Raw genomic sequence first — 6,208 nt, forward strand, 5'->3', positions numbered from 1 at the left:
TGAAGATTATCGTTCCTCAAAAAAGGTAATATTTTTGCAAAGAGGCAATATATAAACTACTTTCAATTATGGATTTACAAACAAGAAAACTTCAGTTCATAGAATCTATACTTTCAATTGGAAATGAGAAGCTTATTGATAAGCTAGAAGCACTCTTAAAAAAAGAAAGCCAAAAGGAAGAAAGCCCAAGGATAAGTATTGAACAATATAATCGGGAATTGGATGAGGCAAATGCTCGAATTGATTCAGGTGATCATGTTTCTCATGAAAGTGTGAAAAAGGAGTCTGAAAAATGGATGAAATAAACATACTTTGGGATACCCATGCCAAAATATCATTTCAGAAGCAAATCAAACGAATAGCGGAAGACTCTATCCAAAATGCAGAAAACGTGCGTTTCTCGATATTATCAATGATTGATAAAATCCCTGAAAATCCGGAAAAATTCCCACTTGATCGCTTTAAAGTTAGTAATAATGGCATGTTTAGAGCATTCGAAAAATTCAGTATTCGAGTAGTTTATTTCATTGGTCCTGATCAAATTAAAATATTAAGGGTTCGTCACACCAAACAAGAACCTGAAAATTATTAATTTGAGTTTGAATACCCTCATATTCGACATTTGAAATAGATTATTTACCATTGAATTATGGTGCATGAATGCTACGAGCTGGTGAACTCGCTCCTGCATGGGCTAAATTTTTAATAGAGTGTTAGTGCGGGCTTCCAAGCTCGTGCTTTAAATTATTTCTACGACCTTTCGCAGGATTCGCAATCTTTTTGGTTTTTAAATTGAAACGGCAACCTTTTACCATCATATGGACTGTTAAATTTTCAACAAAGACTCCGCATTTATCATCATCTTTTTCATGAATATTTGTTCGTCCAAGATTTGTTCCATCTATCATCACTACCACACCTGAACCTACACATTCAGCATCTTCTCCATTTTTCACTATCAGTGCCGTGTCTTCACCAAGGCCAATACCAAGCTGCTCCGGATTAAGGATCACAGCATGTGCAAGTCGCCCAAACCTCCCCCGTTCAATAAAATGAGAATCTATTATACATAGCTCCAGTAATCCAAAGCCAGTGGTGAGTTCCAAATCATCTCTAAATACTACTTCACTGGTTCCTCCTCTGGAAATCATGATTTTTGACATCACCATGGCACCAGCGCTTGTGCCAGCCACTATTAAGTTTTCGTCTTCCTGGTAGCGTTTCGAAATTACATCAATGAATTGCGTTCCTCCTAAAAAGGCTGATAAGCGCAATTGGTCTCCCCCGCTAAAAAATATGGCATCTGCCTTTTCAATCCGTTCAATGTATTTACTAAGTCCTGCTTCCTTCTTGGTTTCGATGTGCATGAACCCGGCATTCTTAATTCCTACAATATTGAACGCCCGCTCATATTCATTTTTCACTTCCTTATGATAATTAGAGGCAGTTGTGATCACCTCAAGCTTCTTTTCCCCATGCAAAAGCAATTTCAATATTTCAAGCTGTTCTATTTCCCGGTCTTTTCGTGCCTTTTCAAGCTTGATAGTCTTTCCTTTATCTTCCGCTCCTCCTATAATGAGTAAAGTTCCTTTTGGTATCATAACTTCATTTGTTTTAAGTTCACAGGTTCTAACTCAACCAATTCGTTTTCTAGATCCATTAGTTGTTGCACATGTGTAAGTGTATTTTGAATTTCATCGACAAACACAGTAATGAATTCACCGGCTTTAGCATTATCGATGGCATATTTAATTGACTCTATTTCATCTGAAATGACAACTACCGATGCACTGTCATTAATTTCGCGAATACCTTCGGTTATAAACTCGTTGATTTCTTCTTTGGACCTTCCCCTGGTATCTTTGTCATTCTTTATTATAATTTTATCAAACATTTGAGCAGCATAGCGACCAAGATTTTTCATGTCTTCCACTCGTCTGTCTCCGGGAATTGCAATAATTCCAGTTTTTTGGGTAGCGCTAACTTGCTCCAAATATTTTTTCATATGAATAAATCCGTCAGTGTTATGAGCATAATCGACCATTAATTGAAACTTTTTAAAACGAAAAAGATTCATTCTGCCAGGTGTGAATGTTGGAGAGGGAAGGAAAGATTTAAGTGTAGATGCAATGGTGCCCATAGAAAAATTACTAATTGAAGCCACCAGTAAGGCAGGTAAAATATTTTTAATCATAAACTCGCATTTCCCTGAAAAGGTAAGTGGCACTTGTGTGACAACAGTTATTTTGGTTTTCCATTCACCTTTTTGGATAGTAAAATATTTGTTTTCAATAAATGCTGCTATTCCTCCATCATTACAATGTTTTTTTATGCGTTCATTATTTGCATGCATGCTGAACAATGCAATATTACAATCCAAGTCATTTTTCATTTCATAAACCAAATCATCATCAGCATTTAGAATTGCATAACCGTCATCAAAGGTGCTTTGCGCAACAACTGATTTCACACGTGCCATTTGTTCTAGGGTATCAATGTCATTTAAGCCCAAATGATCCTCTTTGATATTTGTTACCACGCTAATGTTGCATTTATCAAAACCTAAACCGGCTCTGAGTATTCCACCTCTAGCACATTCCAGCACAGCAAAATCAACAATAGGGTCACGCAGAACCGTAGCCGCACTGGCAGGTCCGCTGCAGTCTCCAAAAAAAATATTAGTACCATCAATATTGATTCCATCTGTGGTTGCATATCCTGTATGGTGTCCATCCGCTTGGGCAAAATGGGCAATTAAGCGGGTGACGGTGGTTTTGCCGTTGGTACCCGTAACAGCTACAAGTGGAATTCGCGCACTTGCATTATCAGGGTAAAGCATATCTAATACAGGTTCAGCTACATTTCTTTCCATGCCTTTGGAAGGAGAAAGATGCATTCTGAAGCCGGGACCGGCATTTACTTCTAGAACAGCCCCGTTTTTGTCGGTGATAGGAATATCAATATCTTCCGCCATTATATCAATTCCACATATGTCTAAATTCATAAGCCGGGCAATGCGCTCAGCCATAAAAATATTATTTGGATGCACTATATCGGTAACATCTTGTGCTGTTCCGCCAGAGCTCAAGTTGGCGGTATCTTTTAAAAATAAAATTTCTCCAATGGGTAAAATAGAATTAAGCGAAAGATTTTTCTCAGCTAAAATAGCTTGTGTAGCTGCATCTAATTTTATTTTGGATAAAAATTCTTCATGATCATCACCTCTGCGTGGATCATGATTAGTTTCATTGATCAGTTGATTAATCGTTGAAGTATCATCGCCCATTACCATAGCGGGTGTGCGTTTTGCTACCGCTATAAGTTGATAATTGATAACCAAAAAGCGATAATCAAATCCGTTAATAAAACGTTCTACTATTACTCTTTCTGAAATTTTTTGGGCCTCTTCAAACCCCTTTCGTGCCTGTTCTATAGTAGTTATATGAGTGCTAATTCCTTTACCATGGTTTCCATTTACTGGTTTTGTTACAAGCGGAAACCCAATTTCTTTTACAGTCTTTTCTAGTTCAATTATATCGTAGATTAATCTACCCATAGGAACGGGAATATAGGCCTGAGATAATAAATTGCGGGTAGCATCTTTGTCAGATGCCAAATCAACGGCCAGGTGACTGGTACTACATGCAACGGAAGCGCAGATGATTTTTTGATTGCACCCCTGTCCCAGCATTATCAATGAAGCATTATTTAATCTTTTATATGGGATATTTCTACGTTCAGCTTCTTTGATTATGGAGAAAGTACTGGGTCCTAATTTTTCGCTATTATACATTAGTTCTAACTCATGTATATAATCATTTACATTAAAATTCAATTGCTTCAGGAGCTTCTCCACTAAATCTACTGCAGCTTTGGCCGCGTAAATTCCTGCACTTTCAATAACATAGGAAAACACAACCTGATAAGTTCCTTTTTTATTAGTAGAACGTGTTCTTCCAAAACCACAATCCATCCCAGCCAAAGTTTGCAATTCAAGTGCAATATGTTCTACCACGTGCCCAAGCCATGTACCCTCTTTTACACGCTGAAAAAAACCACCTTCAACTCCTTCTGAACATCTATGACTTTTTAATGATGGCAACACACGTTCCAGTGATTTCCCAAAACCATTAATCATGTTAGTAGGCATGTGCTCCCACTCTCCAAGGTCAAGTTTCATGACAATAAGCTTTTTTCTGTATCCAGACCAGTAATTAGGGCCCCTTAGAGCATTTATTTGTATTATTTCCATTTTCTCTCAATTAATTAGGTAAGCACCTTATTGTTTTGCTATCTGATTGCTCAGATCATTAGACTATTTTTGTTACTGACAGCTAATTGAGGAGGACGAAAAATAACCTCTGCAATCCATCGAAATGGGAGCTATCACAACTGTTTAGGTTTTTAATATCGGCCCTGCATTTTTCAGTAAAATACTTGTTAATCACTACGGCAAATGGCCGTAGTTCTAACTTTAATTATAGCAATGGTGCTTATTATTCTATTTATAGTATTTAGTCCTCTTCATTTGTGACTAATTTATTCCTATGCAATTTAAGTATCGTATTTTCTATAGTCGTTGCACTATTATTAATCAAGCTTACATGATTCGCATGTTTTCTGATGTTAATTCGACATTTATAATATCGAATGAATGGAGTATATTTTTCAGTCCAAAAAGAATTGTATATTCACAAAAATTTAAATTGCTTGGGTTGTCCTGATTAAAAATGATTTGTAATTTCACGGCTAAAAAGAATGTAAAAAATCACGTCAACAGATGAAATGATTATTATTCGACTTTTAAATTTTACAAATCAATAAAAGAAAGTGCATTACATTTCTATTATGCTTTAATTCGCATCATGAAGCAAGAGCGTCTGATTAATCGCCCCTTTATAGCACTTTCATTTAGTGCTTTTTTATTTTTCGCCAGCTTCAATATGATCATCCCAATGCTGCCAGATTACCTTACAAGTTTGGGCGGAGGAGAATATAAAGGTTTAATCATTGCATTATTTACTGTCACGGCCGGTTTGTCAAGACCATTCAGTGGTAAGTTGGCGGACCAAATTGGTCGTCTACCCGTCATGATTTTTGGAGCAGTTATTTGTTTTATAGCAGGACTTGCTTATCCCTTTGTAACTGGAGTTGTTGCCTTTTTTGCCTTGCGCTTACTTCATGGATTTTCTACTGGTTTTACGCCAACTGGAAATGCTGCTTATGTAGCCGATATAGTTCCTTTCAATAGAAGGGGAGAGGCCATGGGTATTATTGGAGTTGCGATTAGCATTGGTACGGCCACAGGAAATGCTTTAGGAGGTTATATTGGAAGTAAATTCCCGATAGATTATGTATTTTATACTTCAGCTGTAACGGCAGTTATGAGTGTTATTATTCTATCTGGTATGAATGAGACACTGACTGAAAGAGTTCAGTTCAATTTTGGCTTGCTGAAACTCAAAAGGAATGAAATCATAGAGAAGAAAGTATTGGTTCCTGCTATTTATATGGCATTGAGTGTGTATTCTTTTGGATTGGTGTTAACCATTATGCCTGATTATAGCGCACATCTTGGAATCAATAATAAAGGATTATTCTTCGCAGTATTTGTGCTAGCATCCCTGGGTGTTAGAATAGTTGCCGGAAAGATTTCGGATAAGGTAGGACGGGTTAAAGTGCTAAAGGTTTCTTCTTTTTTACTTTCTATAGCTATGATACTAATAGCTTTTTCTAATTCATTCATTAGCCTAATGGGGGCAGGTATTATTTTTGGATTTGCGGTTGGGATGAACTCACCAACCGTCTTTGCCTGGGCTATTGATTTAGCCGAGGACAATAAAAGAGGAAAAGCTTTAGCCACCCTATATATATTCCTGGAATTAGGAATCGGAATGGGAGCATTTATATCAGGTTGGGTATATAGCAACTCATCTGCAAATTTTGAGAGAACTTTTTATACGGGCGCAGCTGTGGCTTTAATTGGGTTTATCTATTTGAATATTGCAACGCGAATTAGGAAACTGACATAGTGTTTTGAAATCCTTTAAATGTAGAATAAATGGTACGAGCTGGGAAGCTCGCACCAACTTGTGCACTGGGAAAACTTTACCAGCTTTGGTTTTTTACCACAAAAGAAATTTAAGAAAACAAAAGTTTTCACTTTAAGCGAAAACCTTCCTGCAGTCCTTCAAAGTTGGCGCACGCG

At 37.0% G+C, this 6,208-nt stretch carries 5 protein-coding genes; 3 read left to right on the top strand and 2 right to left on the bottom strand.

Translation table 11 applies throughout. The features are described from left to right. Positions 1 to 68 precede the first annotated feature (68 nt). Positions 69 to 305, top strand: a complete 237-nt coding sequence (locus Q0L29_RS15930; protein WP_296623250.1) for a hypothetical protein — start codon at positions 69 to 71, stop codon at positions 303 to 305. Continuing rightward, on the top strand, positions 293 to 592 hold the full coding sequence (locus Q0L29_RS15935; protein ID WP_296623252.1) for a type II toxin-antitoxin system RelE/ParE family toxin: 300 nt from the start codon (positions 293 to 295) through the stop codon (positions 590 to 592). The genes Q0L29_RS15930 and Q0L29_RS15935 overlap by 13 nt, the downstream gene beginning before the upstream one ends. Before the next feature lie 121 nt (positions 593 to 713). Here the strand turns inward: Q0L29_RS15935 and Q0L29_RS15940 are convergent, their stop codons facing one another. Further along, positions 714 to 1,601, bottom strand: a complete 888-nt coding sequence (locus Q0L29_RS15940) for a cyanophycinase (protein ID WP_296623253.1) — start codon at positions 1,599 to 1,601, stop codon at positions 714 to 716. Beyond that, positions 1,598 to 4,252, bottom strand: coding sequence for a cyanophycin synthetase (cphA, locus tag Q0L29_RS15945; RefSeq protein ID WP_296623254.1), 2,655 nt, complete (start codon positions 4,250 to 4,252; stop codon positions 1,598 to 1,600). Before cphA ends, Q0L29_RS15940 begins: the two co-directional genes overlap by 4 nt. A gap of 613 nt (positions 4,253 to 4,865) precedes the next feature. Here cphA and Q0L29_RS15950 point away from each other — a divergent pair. Next, positions 4,866 to 6,032, top strand: coding sequence for an MFS transporter (locus Q0L29_RS15950; RefSeq protein WP_296623255.1), 1,167 nt, complete (start codon positions 4,866 to 4,868; stop codon positions 6,030 to 6,032). Positions 6,033 to 6,208: the final 176 nt, after the last annotated feature.

The organism is Marivirga sp., assembly GCF_024636815.1.
GTDB lineage: Bacteria > Bacteroidota > Bacteroidia > Cytophagales > Cyclobacteriaceae > Marivirga.